This is a genomic window from Alkalihalobacillus pseudalcaliphilus (assembly GCF_028610675.1).
Taxonomy (GTDB): domain Bacteria; phylum Bacillota; class Bacilli; order Bacillales; family Bacillaceae_D; genus Alkalihalobacillus; species Alkalihalobacillus pseudalcaliphilus.
Genome location: NZ_JAQQWS010000001.1, coordinates 96944 through 111660, shown reverse-complemented (window position 1 = coordinate 111660; position 14717 = coordinate 96944). Strand labels below are relative to the sequence as shown.

15 protein-coding genes are annotated in these 14717 nt (G+C 38.3%); all 15 read right to left on the bottom strand.

Going from position 1 to position 14717, the window contains the following annotated elements; translation table 11 throughout:
* Positions 1-118: 118 nt before the first annotated feature.
* The gene (locus PQ479_RS00560; RefSeq protein WP_047987951.1) at positions 119-916 is read right to left on the bottom strand and encodes a TIGR00282 family metallophosphoesterase; all 798 of its coding nucleotides are present in this window, start codon (positions 914-916) and stop codon (positions 119-121) included.
* Entirely contained in the window at positions 913-1041 is a 129-nt protein-coding gene (locus tag PQ479_RS00555) for a hypothetical protein (protein ID WP_273716689.1), read from the bottom strand. Before PQ479_RS00555 ends, PQ479_RS00560 begins: the two co-directional genes overlap by 4 nt.
* Positions 1031-2605 carry a ribonuclease Y gene (gene rny, locus PQ479_RS00550; protein WP_047987950.1) on the bottom strand — a complete coding sequence of 525 codons (1575 nt, stop codon included), beginning with the start codon at positions 2603-2605 and terminating at the stop codon, positions 1031-1033. The genes PQ479_RS00555 and rny overlap by 11 nt, the downstream gene beginning before the upstream one ends.
* Before the next feature lie 149 nt (positions 2606-2754).
* On the bottom strand, positions 2755-3420 hold the full coding sequence (locus tag PQ479_RS00545; protein WP_047987949.1) for an ATPase: 666 nt from the start codon (positions 3418-3420) through the stop codon (positions 2755-2757).
* Positions 3413-3670, bottom strand: a complete 258-nt coding sequence (locus PQ479_RS00540; RefSeq protein ID WP_047987948.1) for a hypothetical protein — start codon at positions 3668-3670, stop codon at positions 3413-3415. Before PQ479_RS00540 ends, PQ479_RS00545 begins: the two co-directional genes overlap by 8 nt.
* Positions 3671-3685: 15 nt before the next feature.
* Positions 3686-5110 carry an AAA family ATPase gene (locus tag PQ479_RS00535; protein WP_047987947.1) on the bottom strand — a complete coding sequence of 475 codons (1425 nt, stop codon included), beginning with the start codon at positions 5108-5110 and terminating at the stop codon, positions 3686-3688.
* Complete coding sequence (locus PQ479_RS00530; RefSeq protein WP_047987946.1) at positions 5103-6092, bottom strand: metallophosphoesterase family protein; 990 nt, start codon at positions 6090-6092, stop codon at positions 5103-5105. Before PQ479_RS00530 ends, PQ479_RS00535 begins: the two co-directional genes overlap by 8 nt.
* 183 nt (positions 6093-6275) lie before the next feature.
* A complete protein-coding gene (gene recA / locus PQ479_RS00525; protein ID WP_047987945.1) occupies positions 6276-7325 on the bottom strand; it encodes a recombinase RecA in 1050 nt (349 codons plus the stop codon).
* 231 nt (positions 7326-7556) lie between these two features.
* Positions 7557-9161, bottom strand: a complete 1605-nt coding sequence (locus tag PQ479_RS00520) for a DEAD/DEAH box helicase (RefSeq protein WP_047987944.1) — start codon at positions 9159-9161, stop codon at positions 7557-7559.
* Positions 9148-10410 (bottom strand): competence/damage-inducible protein A, encoded by a 1263-nt coding sequence (locus PQ479_RS00515; protein WP_047987943.1) that lies wholly within the window; start codon positions 10408-10410, stop codon positions 9148-9150. Before PQ479_RS00515 ends, PQ479_RS00520 begins: the two co-directional genes overlap by 14 nt.
* Before the next feature lie 15 nt (positions 10411-10425).
* Positions 10426-11004: a CDP-diacylglycerol--glycerol-3-phosphate 3-phosphatidyltransferase gene (gene pgsA, locus PQ479_RS00510; protein ID WP_047987942.1), complete on the bottom strand. Its 579-nt coding sequence runs from the start codon at positions 11002-11004 to the stop codon at positions 10426-10428.
* Positions 11005-11027: 23 nt separating this feature from the next.
* The gene (locus tag PQ479_RS00505; RefSeq protein WP_047987941.1) at positions 11028-11522 is read right to left on the bottom strand and encodes a YajQ family cyclic di-GMP-binding protein; all 495 of its coding nucleotides are present in this window, start codon (positions 11520-11522) and stop codon (positions 11028-11030) included.
* A 428-nt stretch (positions 11523-11950) separates the two neighbouring features.
* Positions 11951-12841 (bottom strand): helix-turn-helix domain-containing protein, encoded by an 891-nt coding sequence (locus tag PQ479_RS00500; RefSeq protein WP_047987940.1) that lies wholly within the window; start codon positions 12839-12841, stop codon positions 11951-11953.
* Between the two features lie 22 nt (positions 12842-12863).
* On the bottom strand, positions 12864-13640 hold the full coding sequence (locus tag PQ479_RS00495; protein WP_047987939.1) for a YmfK family protein: 777 nt from the start codon (positions 13638-13640) through the stop codon (positions 12864-12866).
* Between the two features lie 325 nt (positions 13641-13965).
* The gene (locus PQ479_RS00490) at positions 13966-14217 is read right to left on the bottom strand and encodes a DUF3243 domain-containing protein (protein WP_047987938.1); all 252 of its coding nucleotides are present in this window, start codon (positions 14215-14217) and stop codon (positions 13966-13968) included.
* Positions 14218-14717 lie beyond the last annotated feature (500 nt).

Sequence of the window (14717 nt, the reverse complement as noted above, 5' to 3'; positions counted from 1 at the left end):
AACATACACTCTTGGGTGATATTGTACAAGAGATGCCGATAGTTATTAATATTTCGCAAAATCAAGACATATTCCTGCTTTCACATATAAATTTCTAAAGAATCATTCTTTAGTCTGATTATATAGAAAAGAAGGGCTGATCTTCATTAATAAGAATTCGTTGAATTGATTTTGCTAACCCCGTCTTCGGGTCGACATCAATTACCACTCCGTTTAATTGTTCCCTTCCATGCGTTACTTCAAACCTTGCTGGTAAACTTGTTAAAAATCGCTGAATGATAACATCTTTTTCTACACCTAAAATCCCGTCATACGGACCTGTCATCCCAACATCAGTGATATAAGCTGTCCCTTCCGGTAAAATCCGTTCATCGGCCGTTTGCACATGCGTATGAGTACCTACTACAGCCGTCACTTTTCCATCTAAATACCACCCCATTGCCTGCTTTTCACTTGTGGCCTCAGCATGGAAATCAACAAAAATATATGGTGTTCTTTTTTTCACTTCTGCTAAAATTTGATCGGCTTTTCTAAAAGGACAATCAATAGGCGGTAAAAAAGTCCTTCCCATTAAATTAATAACGGCAACCTCAATTTGATTAATTTTCACAAACGTATAACCTTTACCTGGAACACCCGGGGGATAATTGGCAGGTCGAACAAGATTTTTGGCATCATCAATAAAATCAAAAATTTCCTTTTTATCAAAACTATGATTTCCTAATGTAATAGCTTGAGCTCCTGCATCTAAAAACCCTTTATATATTTTTTCAGTAATGCCTTTACCAGATGCAGCGTTCTCCCCATTTATAATAGTCAAAGTAGGTTTGTATTTCTGTTTTAATCTGGGCAGATATTCATCTACCATTGCTCTACCTGGTGAGCCAACTACGTCACCAACAAATAAAATTCTCATAACATCCTCATTTCTATCATTAGTCTTTCAATAGTATAATCGATCTTTCTCTCTTCGTCATCTACACCCATATATCCATTTGCCCAAAATAAAAAAGCGACAATTGTCGCTTTTTTATTTTGCATATTCAACGGCTCTTGTTTCACGAATTACTGTAACACGAATATGACCAGGATAGTCAAGTTCATCTTCTATTTTCTTCGTAATTTCTCGAGCTAATTTATGCGCTAGAGCATCGTCAACTACATCAGGGCGAACCATAATACGTACTTCACGCCCAGCTTGAATCGCATAAGTTTTTTCAACGCCGTCAAACGATTCCGAGATCTCTTCAAGTTTCTCAAGTCGTTTAATATACGTTTCTAAAGTCTCACGTCTTGCTCCAGGTCTTGCTGCAGAAAGGGCATCTGCTGCCGCCACAATCGTCGAGATGACAGATGTTGATTCTACATCACCATGATGGGAAGCAATCGCATTGATCACGACTGGATGCTCTTTATATTTACTTGCCAGCTCAACACCAATCTCAACATGACTACCTTCGACTTCATGGTCAATCGCTTTACCGATATCATGAAGTAAGCCAGCACGTTTGGCAAGCTTGACATCTTCACCAAGTTCAGCAGCCATTAAACCAGCTAAATAAGCAACTTCTGTCGAGTGCTTAAGAACATTTTGTCCATAGCTTGTTCTGAATTTGAGACGACCTAAAATCTTAATTAAATCAGGGTGTAAACCATGAATACCCATCTCAAAGGTTGCTTGCTCACCATATTCGCGGATTGCCTCGTCCACTTCTCTTCTTGACTTATCCACCATTTCTTCAATTCGAGCAGGATGAATTCGTCCATCTTGAACTAGTTTCTCTAATGCTGCACGAGCAATTTCACGGCGAATTGGATCAAAGCCGGATAAAATTACCGCTTCAGGTGTATCATCAATAATTAAATCAATACCTGTTAACGTTTCTAATGCTCGAATATTTCGACCCTCACGACCGATAATTCGACCTTTCATCTCATCATTTGGAAGAGTGACTACGGAAACGGTTGTTTCTGCCACATGATCAGCAGAACAACGTTGAAGGGCTAATGATAAAATTTCTCTAGCCTTTTTATCTGCCTCTTCTTTTGCTTGTGTCATTCTTTCTTTAATGAAAATAGCTGTCTCATGAGCTAGCTCACCTTCTAGTTCGTTCCGGATAGATTCTCGTGCTTCTTCACGAGTAAATCCAGAGATGCGCTCCAGCTCATCTTTTTGTTTTTGTACGATTTCCTCAATCTTGCTTTCCGTTTCTTCAACTTGTCGTTGTTTTTTGGTGAGAGATTCCTCCCTTTTATCCAAAGCTTCTTCTTTTTTGTCCAAAGTTTCACTCTTACGGTCTAGGATCTCTTCTTTTTGTACCAAACGATTCTCTTGTTTTTGAATCTCATTTCGTCGTTCACGAACTTCACTTTCAGCTTCGGTACGAATTTGATGAATTTCATCCTTCGCTTCTAAGATCGCTTCTTTTCGACTAGATTCAGCATCGCGCTTCGCGTCTTCCACAATTTGTTTGGCGGCTTGCTCCGCACTTGAAATTTTCGCTTCTGCAATGGATTTTCGAACAAGATATCCAACAACTGCACCGATTAATACGGCGACAACAAGCAAAGCAGGGAAGAGGAAACCACTTGTTAAACCATCCACTCTTTCACCTCCTCTTGCTATCTAATTGTTGGTTCCATACATGCAAATAATCATGTTTATTATGTTTCTAACCATTTTGTTTATATGCGGAAAAAGGATAAAATAATCACCCGCATACCATATAATTGTAAAGCTCGTATACACGATTGTCAAGAGTTGTCAAGAACTAGCACCTCACTCACACCATCTCGTATGGTAACCTGATAGGCCTTATCACCTGATTCAGCAAGATGGTGATTGTGCGTAATCATAATTACTTGGCGTTCAAACATCATACTGAGCGATTTAAGAAAATCATATAAATAATGCACATACTCGCCCGAAACATGCTTTCCAGGTTCATCTAATAACAAGGCACCGCGTAGTTTTGGCTGAATCGTTTCGATTAAGGCGACACGCAAAGCCAGTGTTACGATATCCACGACCCCTCCACCTCTTGAATCCTGTGGTTTTGTTTTTACTTGAACACCTTCATAATCCGTTACCACATAAAATTCAGCGACAGCACGACTGCCATGCTCTTCTATTTCAATCACAAAAGAAAAAAGTGGACCAAAAACATACTGCAGGGCGTTTGTCACTAGATTTTCCATCTGCTGCTTAGCTTGCTCTCTTGCATATTCAGCTGATTGCTGTAACAGAACCCTTGCTTTCTCATAAATATCAATCGTTTCTTCGTACTGATTTAGTTCTTGTTCCTTTTTCTCTAGTTGCTCTAATAACAACTTTTTTCTTGCGTCGTGTCGTATCCATTCATGATTTTTTTCTTGGATTTGCTTTTTCAACTCCGCAATTTCTTTTGAGTAACTAGTCATTCTTCATGAGTTCCTTTGGTATTAATGACCATGCCTCCTCTAAGGCTTGCTCAATTTCCTTTTCAAGGCTTTCGATTTCATGATCTAAATTCTCTGGCTTAACACCTAACTCATCAAGCTCGGCAAGTAATCGTTTTTCTTGGTTTTCCAATTCTTCAAGCTTAGCCTCTGCTCGATAACGCATATCCTTAGCTTGTTCAATCGTACGTTTCATTTTCGTTAAATCTTGTTCTATATGTTCGTGATTCATTCCAATCATCTCTCCTTACTTTTCAATCAATTCCTTCACTTCTTGACCACAGACCGGGCATGTGCCTCTTTGTAATAACTCTTGCTCATATTCAAGCTCTAATGTCTGTAATTCATTAAGCTTACTTTCAATAAATTGTTTACCATTATGCAAACGTTCATCTAATTCTTTATGCCTTGTAACAAAGCCATTTAATACGATAAAACGTTGGGTTAGTTGACTGATTTGTTCTATTCTTTGCTGAACATCCGTTAAATCACGATAATTTTCATGTTCTCTCTTGGCCTTTTTCTTCTCTGCAGAATGTCTGGCGACTATAACTTGTAATTGCTTTAATTTCTTACTCTTATCAACAAGTCTAGCAATTCGATCGATTTGTTCAATCGGCTCTTCTTTAATAAAGTCAGATAACCGAAGCTGCTCTTTTGATTCTTTACTTTGATTTATAAAAAGTTGATATTGACGACCTAATTTGAATAAGTTCAAGCGTTTATGATTTGAATCGAAGACTCGATCGTATAGTGTTTGTATTTGATCTATGTCCTTTGTTTTATGAATCCACTGTTCACAAATTAAGCGATTCTTTCTCGTTTCTTCGACATAGCTCCGTTTACGCTGCAGCTCTTTTAATTTTACAAGCATTTGTGCTAATTTTTGATTATTCACTTCCCACAAATGAACATCTTCTACAGTTTGTAATGTTCGCTGCATGACTAACTTCTCAGCCTGCTGCCTTTGATAAAGAACAATTAATTCCTTCCATTTATCAAGTTTTTTTCGTTTTTGCTCAATTTGTTCCAAAAGTAACTCTGATTTCTCTAACTGTCGCTTAGACTTTTCTAACTCTTCGTATGGTTTAAGCTGAGTCACCAATTGGTCAACCGTTTCCTGACCTTGTTTTTTACGTTGCTGTAATGAAGCCACATCTTTAGAAGTATCTCGAATTGCCATATCTAAATAGTGAGCACCACTTATCCGACCAATCGTTTTGGCTCGTACCGACCCAGCTTGTTCTAACAAGAAGGGACCGTCTAATTGCTTGGCGACATGTAAATATAACTCATTATCCCGATCTACACGTAATGGATACATGCCATGAGCCTCTAAGACCTCTTTAGGAACTTGTGTACCAAACCCTTCTAAAATCAATTCTTCCTCATTCGGCTTCTGAATCATATACCGATTTTTGGAGCTAGTTCGCTCACGAATTATCGTAATTCCACCTTCAAATTGTAAGGTTACTCGTACAAAATTGGCTCCTACCCGAATAAAATCTGTTCCTCTTGGCAAGTTGTATAGGGCCCATTGAATCGCTCGAATAATCGCGGTCTTTCCACTATCGGACTGACCGACGATCACATTTAAGCCTACATCAAAATCAACCCACGTATCAAGATGGGATTGGAAGTTTTCTAACCTAATCGAGACAAGATTATTCATATTCCTCCCCCTTCCAAGCTTCTTCAACGGCCGTAATTCTTCTCAAAGCCTCTTGTTTAACCGTTTCATCAACATCTGACATCGTCGCTAACTCTTGAATAATCTCAGACATTTGTAAACTTTGAAACTCGGTTTGCTCTTTCACCTGCTGAATGAACTCATGCAACTTCTCTTCTTGATGTACGGCTTTTTCCAAAAAGCTCCGATCTAAAACACGCTCGCCTGACTGTGCTGTTTTTAACACTTGTTCTTTCAAATCTATTCGCTCTTTCGTTAGTTCTCCTACTATAATCTTTGGCATTCGGCTTAACTCTGACCAATGATTATTTACTCGAGCGATCGCACCAGGATTACAAATATACGTCCCTTCGCGTTCCTTAATACCAAAGCCGCCATGATAATGTCCAGTGAACAATATATCAGCAGTCGTCCCCCATATATGGTCAATCAATGTATGAGGGATTCCTTCTGGTAAGGCTTTTTCAACAAGCATACTATGAACTAAATGAATCATATAGTCAGCATCATGTTCATTGATTGGGTAATAATCCAATTTAGGGTCCCGTTGATCTAAATCATAGTGATAGGGTTGTCCAGATAATTGAATCGTCAACCCGTCTTTTTCGATTAAAATAGGCTTATGTGGATGAATGATAGTCATAAGACCGAATGAATCTAATAATCCTAACATCGTTCGTGATAATGTGTTAGGATTATGGCCAAACGTATCGTGATTGCCTGATATTGCATAAATCGGCATATGTGCCATACGAAAAATCTTCGCAAACTGGCCGACTACATTGGGTGATAAATCGGGTCTATCAAAGACATCACCACCGTGGATAATAAAATCAACATTTTCTTGATTGGCTATTTCAATTACTTCTTGGATTTTTAATTTTAACGTCTCGGCAAAATCATCGAGACGGTTTTTCGGAGAGGTACCACGAATATGAGTATCCGTAAAATATAAAAACTTCATTGTTTCCTCCTGTTCGTACATAACACTTTATACCACGAAATCTTTTTAGCTTGTCATCTACTGATCTATTATAGAACATTCCGCTAATAAGCATCCACCGATACACGCAGATAAATAGAAATAGTCGGCAAAAACACCTTTTATGCTTTGCCGACAATATCATTTATCTATCTATATCACTTATTATTTTAAATCTAATGGTAACTCATCCAATTCATCTTCAGAAGGAGCATCAACTAAGATTTCTCCATTTAAACCATGATGATCACGAATCTTCTTTTCTACTTCTTCTGTAATGCTAGGGTTTTCTTTAAAGAAGATCTTAGCATTTTCACGCCCTTGTCCTAAACGCTCATTATTATAGGAATACCACGCCCCGCTTTTTTGAACAATGTCTAAATCAGCCGCGATATCTAAAATCGATCCCTCACGAGAAATTCCTTCTCCGTACATAATATCAACTTCAGCTTGTTTAAAAGGAGGTGCCACTTTATTCTTTACAACTTTAATTTTAGTTTTGTTTCCGACCATGTCATTGCCTTGCTTTAAGGTTTCAGCACGACGTACTTCTAAACGAACAGAAGAATAGAACTTCAGGGCACGGCCACCTGGCGTTGTCTCAGGGTTACCGAACATCACCCCGATCTTCTCACGAATTTGGTTAATAAATATCGCAATCGTTTTGGATTTATTCACAGCTCCTGACAACTTACGTAACGCTTGGGACATTAATCGTGCTTGTAATCCAACATGGCTATCGCCCATTTCTCCTTCAATCTCAGCTTTGGGTACAAGTGCTGCCACTGAGTCTACAACGATAATATCAACTGCACCACTACGTACTAAGGCTTCAGCAATTTCAAGTGCCTGCTCACCTGTATCCGGTTGGGATAAAAGTAATTCGTCAATATTAACGCCAAGCTTTTGTGCATAAACAGGATCTAAAGCGTGCTCAGCATCAATAAACGCCGCTTGTCCACCGTTACGTTGTACTTCAGCAATCGCATGAAGGGCAACCGTTGTTTTACCAGATGACTCCGGACCATAAACTTCAATAATTCTTCCACGTGGATAGCCGCCTACTCCTAGAGCGATATCAAGGGCAAGAGCTCCACTGGAAACGGTAGAAACACGTTGCTCAGCCTGCTCCCCTAATTTCATAATGGAACCTTTTCCAAACTGTTTTTCGATTTGGCGCAATGCCATATCAAGAGCCGCTTTACGTTCACTCATGTACAATCTCTCCTCTATTTTAAAATATTCATTAATTCATTAATAAATAAGGTTATCTCACCCGAAATGATAAACTACTCATTACTTCGTTTCTTTAAAAGGCGAATCTATGTTTCCTATTTTCTATTTTAACTCTTTTTATCGAATTTGCCAACTGTTTTTACGAACATTTATTCGGTATTTGTGAAAAAGGAGAGAAGAGGTGGATGCTTGATCGATCCACCTCATTAATTAAGAACGAGTGGGTGTTCTTTTTTCTCTTTTTGGTCGAGGTTTGGCTGGCTCAAGATTCACTCGAGCTCCATTAATACGGGAATATCGAAGGGCTTCATAAACAAAAGGTGCAACCTCTTCAGGTACTTCCATAAAAGTAAAGTTTTCAAAAATATCAATTCGTCCGATTGCTTTGCTTGAAATACCTACGAGCTCTGAAACTTCATCAGCGACAATTTTCGGTGTAAGCTGTACATTGCGACCAACGTTAATAAAGAAACGAACCATTCCTTTTGCTCCACCCGTGTCACCAAAATTATACCCAGCTTCTTCATTTGGTGTTTCCGAAGAAAAATTCATTTTTAATAAGGCAGAAACAACATCTTGTGGTGCATGTTCTTGTAAAATATCTTCAACAAGAGGTGCAAATAATTCAAATTCCTTTCCTCTTGATTCAATCGTATCGGTTACACGCTTTTTCCATGAATCACGTTGCTTTTCAACCACTTCTTCGATAGTTGGAACATCCTGTGAAGGGATACTCATTTTAATTTCATGTTCAATCGACCGAAGATGTTTCATTTCTCTTGGTGTAACGAGTGTTAATGCTAATCCTTGACGTCCAGCACGACCTGTTCGACCAATTCTGTGTACATAGCTTTCAGGATCTTGAGGAATATCATAGTTGATGACATGTGTGACATTCTCAACGTCGATACCACGTGCGGCAACATCTGTTGCGATCAAAAATTCAATCGATGAATCACGGAATTTTTTCATAACCGCATCTCGTTGGGATTGAGTCAAGTCACCATGCAAGCCATCTGCTAAATAGCCACGAGCTTGTAGAGCTTCTGTTAACTCAGCCACTCCTTTTTTTGTCCGGCAAAAGAGGATGCCAAGTTCAATCTCCTCACTATCGATAATCCGACATAAAGAGTCAATTTTATTTCTTTCTAAAACTTTAAAATAAATTTGGTTAATTAAAGGTGCCGTTACCTCACCCTTATTAATTGTAACGATTTTTGGTGTCGTCATATATTTTCGAGACAGCTTTTTAATCGCTGGTGGCATCGTTGCCGAAAATAATAATGTCTGCCTTTTCTCTTGGACTTGCTTTAAAATTAACTCAATGTCATCAATAAAACCCATATCTAACATTTCATCCGCTTCATCCAAAACAACCGTATGCACACTATCTAATCCTAATGTTTTTCTTTTAAGATGGTCTAAAATTCTCCCCGGTGTACCAATAACAACTTGGACACCTTGTTTTAAGGCCTTAATTTGATGACCAATTGACTGGCCCCCATAAATCGGTAGCGTTCTAATTTTGTTATAGACGGACAACTTTTGGAGCTCTCCAGAAACCTGGATGGCTAGTTCGCGTGTAGGAGTTAAAATTAGTGCTTGAACTACTTTCTCATGGGTAACTTTATCAACGACAGGAATTCCAAATGCCGCTGTCTTACCTGTTCCTGTTTGAGCTTGGCCAATGACATCCCCACCCTCTAAAATAACGGGAATTGCTTTTAATTGAATCGGAGATGGCTCTTCAAAGCCCATGTCTTTAATTGCTTTTCTAATTGAATCAGATATATCAAAATCATTAAAGTTTGTCATTCAAAATCTTCCACCTTTTCATTTCTTTCAGCAAATAATAGCACCCATACTTCACTGTTCTTACACGGATGGCTTGGCGAGAACCTTGCAGTACTATTGGGTAAGCCATGGGCTCAGCTTCTTTACCAACAATCCCTATGTAAACGGTCCCTACATCTTTATTTTCTTGTTTCGTTGGTCCTGCCACTCCAGTAAAGCTAATTGCTATATCACTGTTATATAGCTCTTTGGCAGCCACGGCCATTTGTTTGGCACAATCAGGGCTGACAACGCCAAATTGTTCTATTACTTCTTTCGACACGTTTAGTTGCTTTTCCTTTACTTTTGATGAATAAGCAACCGTTGAACCGACAAAAACGCTAGAGGCACCAGAGAAATTCGTCATTTCATATGAAAATAAACCACCTGTTAAACTTTCTGCTGCTGCTATTGTTAATTTGTCTTGCTTAAGCTGACGAAAGAGCACGTCCATTATGGTTATTTGATCATATCCATAAAAAAACTCACCTACAATGTCCATAATAGCCTGCTCGGTTTCATCTAATAAAACTTGTGCTTTTAAATCGTTTGCTTCTTTAACAGTAAGCCTCAATGTGACCTCTCCATCACTTGCTAAAGGTGCAATCGTAGGGTTTGACTGAGCATCAAGCAAACGCTCTAATTTGGTTTCAAGTATGGATTCTCCAATACCAAAAAAGCGTAATACTCTTGAAGAGATTTTCTCGCGTTGTGGTAATTGCTGCTCTAATAATGGCACAAGTTCATTGATAAACATGGGCTCCATCTCTTTCGGTGGTCCCGGTAATAAAACAACAGCCTTCGAACCTTGCTGGAAGTACATACCGGGTGCCATGCCAAAATGATTCGCCAATACCGTAGACCCTCGTAACACGAGTGCTTGTTTTTTGTTATTTTCGGTCATTTCGATATTTCTATTTTTAAAAAATGCAACGATCGATTGTAAAGCTACTTCATCTGAAACGAGAGTTGTTTGATACATAGAAGCAACCGTTTCTTTCGTTAAATCATCCTTCGTTGGGCCAAGCCCACCTGTTAAGATAATCAGATCGGAACGCTTTTGACTTATGTTGAGACATTCTAATAATCTAGTTTGGTTATCCCCTACAACCGTTTGAAAATACACATCAATTCCGAGTTCTGCTAGCTGTTTGGAAATGAACTGAGCATTTGTATTGGTAATTTGACCAAGTAATAACTCAGAACCGACCGCGATAATTTCAGCCTTCATACTATTCCCCTTTAATTAGCCTTGATTAGCTAAAACATGCTTATTTTTCACAAAATAATCAACACCTGAAACAATGGTTAAGATCGTAGCAATCCACATCATAATATCAGCAAATGGGAAGGAAAGTGCAGCAAAAGGAATGTTATATAGCATCAGTGCGGAGATACCAATGATTTGAAAAGTTGTTTTCCATTTCGCAATAGGGCTCGCAGCGATGACATCTCCTTCACCAGCAGCAATTAATCGAATGCCCGTTACCGCAAACTCTCTACTTATGATAACAATAGCCATCCAACCGGCAAGTAAATCTAATTGAACTAGTCCTATTAATGCAGCCGTTACTAACAACTTATCTGCTAATGGATCCAAAAACTTCCCAAAGTTAGTCACTAAATTTAATTTTCTTGCATAATATCCATCTAACCAGTCCGTAGCTGAAGCAAAGATAAAAATACATGCTGCTATAAAATGCCCTACTGGGATTTCAGTACCTAAAATCACGAACGTTCCCATCGGTAAATCAGCTAACATAAATATCATAAATATAGGGATTAATATCATTCGCGATACTGTAATTTTATTTGGTAAATTCACTCCATAAACCTTCTTTCTCTAAATTAACGCATATTTACAAACTGAAGAGCAAAATCAAAATCTTGTTCTTTTATCGTTTGAATAATAGCTTGTAAATCATCAATACTTTTAGCTGTAACTCTTACTTGTTCACCTTGAATTTGCACCTTCACTTTTAACTTTGTATCACGGATAACCTTTGAAACCAATTTTGCTTTTTCAGTCGGTAGCCCATTGATTAATTGAATAGGTTGCCTAACAAGCCCTCCTGATGCTGGCTCAATTTTTCCAAGTTCCATCGATTTTTGAGACAATCCTCGTTTAATAAATTTAGTTTTCAAAACATCGAGAACACTATTTAATTTATAATCATCATCAGAAATAACGGTAATTTGCTCTTCTCCAGAACGTTCAATAGAACTTTTAGAGCCTTTAAAATCATAACGAGTACTGATTTCTTTCACTGCTTGGTTAATGGCATTGTCGACTTCCTGTAAATTAACTTCAGAAACAATATCGAATGAATGTTCCTTTGCCATCCTCTCACCTCTTCTATAAATTATCGATTATGTATGAAAGCACTGCTAGCAAGAATCCTTTCATAGAATTGGATTTAATTAGAAGTACTTGTTCCATATTGTAACATAAAAAGCCGAAATAACTAAAAGATCACACTGAAATATCATAAGTATTTTATGTATGACGAAGCCCCATTCACTCCGCCACCAACAAAGATGAAAGTAGTGGCGTTTTTAAATATCTGGTCCGTTTACAACTCGCTCACCATTAGGAGTCGGCTGAACAAAAAAGGCACACTGTCCTGCTAAGGTCATTTGTCGCAAGATGGATGACCAGCCAACTTCAAGGCACTAACCATTGTCTCGAGATACACTTTCATATAAAAAACAAACTGTTCTTTAGTAAACTGAACAAACCCCGCAAGCTGGTTGCTTTGCGGGATTTATCTTTAAGAACTTTCTTCTCCTGTTAATGTAATGCGTACATATTGATGACTTGCTTCTAACTCAAATTCAACACGTTCTTCATTGACATATAATTCTACGTTTTGTGAAGCTCCTAAGTTAATGTCAATCTCACTTTCATCACTAAAATCAAACTCAAGCATAGCACCAGCACTTGGTTGACTACCACCTTCTATAATAGTGCCAGATTCGTCCTTAATATCAAAGTAAGATGTATCGTTAAAAACTAATTGAATCGCTAATTCATCTGTACCTGACAACTCATAAAATGATCTAGTGCCTTGTGTTTCTACAAAGTTTAATTCAGAAACTGTCTCAGGTTCTTCAGGCTCTTCTTCAGTTTCTTCACCTTCCGTTCCATTAGACTGTTCATCATCTTCCACTCCGTCATCGTCGTCATCTAACAAGTCTTCGTTAAAAACACCTTCATCTCCACCATCATTTGGTGGCATTGCTTCTGAATCATTATTGCCAGAAAGAGCTTGGACGATCAGCCATGCCAAAGCGACAAAAACGACGATAGTAAGAAAGCCTGCTATTAGCGGAACAATAGGATTCTTTTTACTAGGACTATTCGGTTTTACACTTGAATGAGACGCACGTTCACTTCTCGATGGTAAAGATTGTATTTCTTTTTGTGGATTTGGAAGCTCGTCCTTAAATTGATCAAACAGTTGCTCAGGGTCGATCCCGACAGACTCCGCATACGTCTTTACAAACGCACGGGCATAAAAGACACCTGGGAGCGTTTCAAATCTTCCCTCTTCGATCGCCACTAAATACCGCTTCTGAATTTTTGTTGTTGCTTGTAAGTCTTCTAAAGTAATTCCTTTTTCTTCACGAACTGACTTTAAATGTTGACCAAGCTCTGACATAATCTAACACCTACCTACTACATTAACTTATATCAAAAGACGAAAAGCCTGATTCTACTGAATCATAGGATATTTCCTCTGAATCGTCATTTCTTAATTCAATAATACAATCAAAATCTTCTAGCTCATATTCTGTTTCTCTTACAAAAATATCAGGATGTTCAACGACCTTTACTGCAGACAATTGCATAATTTTATTCACAAGCTCACGATGCTTTTCAGTTGCCCGCATTGTTGAGACGATCCCGTCAATAATAAAGATATGATCATTACCTTGTTCATCCTCATTTAAATGGGTCCTGACTGTTTGTCTTAATAAAGTTGAAGAGATAAATGACCAGCGTTTATTTGCACAAACACTCGAGGCGACAATGGATTCTGTTTTCCCTACTCGGGGCATGCCTCTTACACCTACAAGAAAATGACCGTCGCGTTTATAGAGTTCTGCCATAAAATCAACAAGCAATCCTAATTCTGATCGTATAAACCTAAACGTTTTTCGATCATCTGCATCTCTCTGTATGTATTTCCCATGCCTAATCGCAAGGCGATCTCTTAACCTTGGCTCACGAAACTTCGTCACTGAAATACTATCAATCGTTTTTAAGATCGCTAAAAATCGTTTAATTTGGTCATCATCTGAACTCTTTATTAGCATCCCTCGATTTTTATCATCTACACCATTAATGGTGACAATGTTTAACGAAAGCATCCCTAATAATGATGAAATATCTCCTAGTAATCCAGGGCGATTTTTGACAATTTGATATTCTAAGTACCATTCTTTTAATTCGGTCATCTCAAACACCTTTCTTACCCTTGATCATCTTTTTAATGAAAGTGTTGATGATTGTCAATTTAAGGCGATTTTTTCTTTCTTTTTTATCATAATTGATCTTGCATATAAATGAAAGGTGTTTGTATCATCATTTTCATAAAAAAGAGATCGATTCTTCCCTTTTTAATTTATCACCTATAAAATTAGACTTTTTTTCACACTGTTTTCTCTTTATTACATTTTTTGACCTTGTTTTTCAGTTAAATCTAAAAAATGGATGAAAAGGTAAATATCCCTTTTCATCCATTGCTTGATTTCAAAAAGAAAGCTTCAAGTGACACTATGATTAATCGTGATGTGAAACTAACTTCACCATCATGTTTGCAATGGCGTGCTGTTCACTTTCATCCGCCACTTTCCATAGTTCTGCTAATACTCGCTCTTGTTCGTTTTTCGGCTCCACTTGCGCCGCCAAATACTCACCAACTTGATAAGCAACATCACTGACAACATTATGGCTCATTCCTTCACCTTCAGCTTGCTCTAATCGCTCACCTAAAAAGTCTTTCCATTGTTCCCAATTATCAATTACAGACATGAAATACTCCTCCTTTTGTAATGTAGTATTACGATTCATATCATGCCTCAAATGAGTTGTCTTTATGCATGTTTTATGTGAAAGTTACTTAGGGGTGATGGTTTGTGACTTGAAGTTACCTGGTTCTTTATTCCCTTCACACCTTTTCGTGTGACTTCACTCACTCACTTCCCTTGAGTAACTGACTCGTTCGTGCCTTTTCGTTACTTTACTCACTCACTTCCCTTGAGTAACTGACTCGTTCGGCTCTTTTCGTTACTTTACTCACTCACTTCCCTCGAGTAACTGTCTCGCTCGTGCCTTTTCGTTACTTTACTCGCTCACTTCCCTCGAGTAACTGTCGCGTTCGACTCTTTTCGTTACTTTACTCACGCACTTCCCTCGAGTAACTGACTCGTTCGGCCCTTTTCGTTACTTTACTCGCTCACTTCCCTTGAGTAACTGACTCGTTCGGCTCTTTTCGTTACTTTACTCACTCACTTCCCTCGAGTAACTGTCTC